Source organism: Candidatus Thiosymbion oneisti, assembly GCF_900092655.1.
Lineage (GTDB): Bacteria > Pseudomonadota > Gammaproteobacteria > Chromatiales > Chromatiaceae > Thiosymbion > Thiosymbion oneisti.
Map to the genome: position 1 here is coordinate 1 of NZ_FLUY01000774.1, position 2,213 is coordinate 2,213.

At 60.4% G+C, this 2,213-nt stretch carries 3 protein-coding genes; all 3 read left to right on the top strand.

Going from position 1 to position 2,213, the window contains the following annotated elements; all coding sequences use genetic code 11:
- Nucleotides 1-187: 187 nt before the first annotated feature.
- The 3 genes from rplU (at nt 188) to cgtA (ending at nt 2,027) form a co-directional block, all read left to right on the top strand.
- Nucleotides 188-502, top strand: a complete 315-nt coding sequence (rplU, locus tag BQ17_RS08380) for a 50S ribosomal protein L21 (RefSeq protein ID WP_089726091.1) — start codon at nt 188-190, stop codon at nt 500-502.
- Nucleotides 503-515: 13 nt separating this feature from the next.
- A complete protein-coding gene (rpmA, locus tag BQ17_RS08385) occupies nt 516-773 on the top strand; it encodes a 50S ribosomal protein L27 (RefSeq protein ID WP_089726093.1) in 258 nt (85 codons plus the stop codon).
- Between the two features lie 162 nt (nt 774-935).
- On the top strand, nt 936-2,027 hold the full coding sequence (gene cgtA, locus BQ17_RS08390) for an Obg family GTPase CgtA (protein WP_089726095.1): 1,092 nt from the start codon (nt 936-938) through the stop codon (nt 2,025-2,027).
- The last annotated feature ends 186 nt before the right edge of the window (nt 2,028-2,213 follow it).

Below are 2,213 nucleotides of genomic sequence, written 5' to 3' on the forward strand. Positions count from 1 at the left end.
GGCGCCATTGCGTCGTGGCGTTAAATGGGCCGGAAAGTGAGCGGCCAAGCATAAAATTTTCAAACTGAGCCACTGCCTTAAATCCGGATGGTTTGACTCGATCGGCAGCACAAGCTAACATCCCTTTCCCTCGGCTTGTCCCGCCCCAGGGGCGCCAACCGGACAGATTGTTAGGGAGACGGGTTTCATGTACGCAGTAATTCAAACCGGGGGCAAGCAATACCGGGTTGCCGAGGGCGACACGCTGAAAGTCGAGAAAATCGCTGCCGAGGCGGGTGCGGCTGTCGAGCTCGACAAGGTGCTCATGGTTGCTGACGGTGAGGATATCAAGGTTGGCAAGCCCTACCTGAACGGCGGCAAGGTGACGGCTACCATTAAATCCCATGGCCGTGACAAAAAGGTCAAGGTCATCAAGTTCCGCAGGCGTAAGCACCACCTGAAGCGCCAAGGCCATCGTCAGGGGTTCACGGAGCTCGAGGTTACCGGTATCAACGCCGGTTGAGGAGAATGGCACCATGGCACACAAAAAGGCAGGCGGCAGCTCCCGTAATGGTCGCGATTCACGATCCAAACGCCTCGGCGTCAAGATCTACGGCGGCCAGGCGGTCCGGGCCGGCAATATAATCGTCCGTCAGCGGGGCACCGAGTTCCATAATGGTGAGAATGTGGGTCGTGGTAGGGATTACACCCTCTATGCGCTGGCGGAGGGCGTCGTGAAGTTCGCAGTCAAGGGCCCCAGGAACCGCAAGTACGTCAGCGTCGAGACCGCTTAATCTCCCCGTTTTCAGGTCCTAAGTCTCTAGGTGGAAAAGCCTCGTCGAGTGACGGGGCTTTTTGCGTTTTTGACTGTGTTGTGATGTCTCCGGCCATGGTCCCCGTCAAACTTCGGAGTGTCAGGCAGGCAGGGGCAACAACAGGTCCTTAGAAATCAAGTCATGAAGTTCGTCGATGAGGCCAGTATCCGCGTCGAGGCCGGCGACGGCGGCAGCGGTTGCGTGAGCTTCCGGCGCGAGAAGTTCATCCCCAGAGGCGGCCCGGATGGTGGGGACGGCGGGGACGGCGGCAGTGTTTTTCTGGTTGCGGACGCCAATCTCAATACCCTCGTGGATTTCCGCCATCGGCGAGGATTCCGCGCCGAGCGCGGAAAGGACGGCATGGGCCGCAATATGACCGGTCGTAGCGGCGAGGACTTGCTGGTACGGGTTCCGGTCGGCACCCGGGTGCGGGACAAGGAGACCTGGGAGTCCATCGGCGAGCTCTTGCGTAAAGGTGAGCGTCTGCTCGTTGCCCAGGGTGGTTTCCACGGTATCGGCAACGCCCGCTTCCGGTCGAGCACCAACCGCGCGCCGCGCCAATCCACGCCGGGAACACCTGGGGAGCAGCGCCGGCTCCACCTGGAACTCATTCTGCTCGCGGACGTTGGGCTGCTGGGCTTCCCGAACGCGGGTAAATCGAGTCTGATTCGCAAGCTATCCGGTGCCCGGCCGAAGGTAGCGGGCTATCCCTTCACGACCCTGTACCCCAATCTGGGCGTGGTCAGCTCGGGAAACGGGCGCGGCTTCGTCGTCGCGGACATACCAGGTGTCATCAAGGGTGCGGCCACGGGGGCGGGATTGGGCATTCGCTTCCTCAAGCACCTTGCCCGCACCAGATTATTGTTGCATCTACTAGACATTGCCCCCCCGGACGATTTTGTGGATCCGGTACAACAGGTGCGCGAGGTCGAAAGTGAGCTCAGGGCCTACGATGGGAACCTGGCACGGAAGGAGCGTTGGCTCGTGCTCAACAAGCGCGACCTGCTGGATCCCGCGGACTTTGAACGGCGGCGTACCGGGATCCTGGAGCGGCTCGGCTGGAGCGGCCCGGCATTTGGTATCTCCGCCGTCACGGGCGAGGGTACGAGGGATCTGACGCGGGCCCTGATGCGGTATCTGGACCAGGAGCGCCGGGAGGCAGCGATCGAGCCGGGCGCGACTAGCCCGGACCAAGCTGTGGATAATGGGGGTGACTGGCATCCCTTGGCATGAAGGATACATGAGTAAACAAACCTGTCCGCTGGTATCTTCCATTCGCACTCCAAGCCGTCCGGTAAACCACCCCGGTTCGGCAAGGCGAAGCAGGATAGTATCAATGCCGTTAAGTTAAGCGTTACCGGTCGGCAAAGTAAGAAAAGAAACGACGAATCACGCGAATCCTCACGAAATTGTCATCCC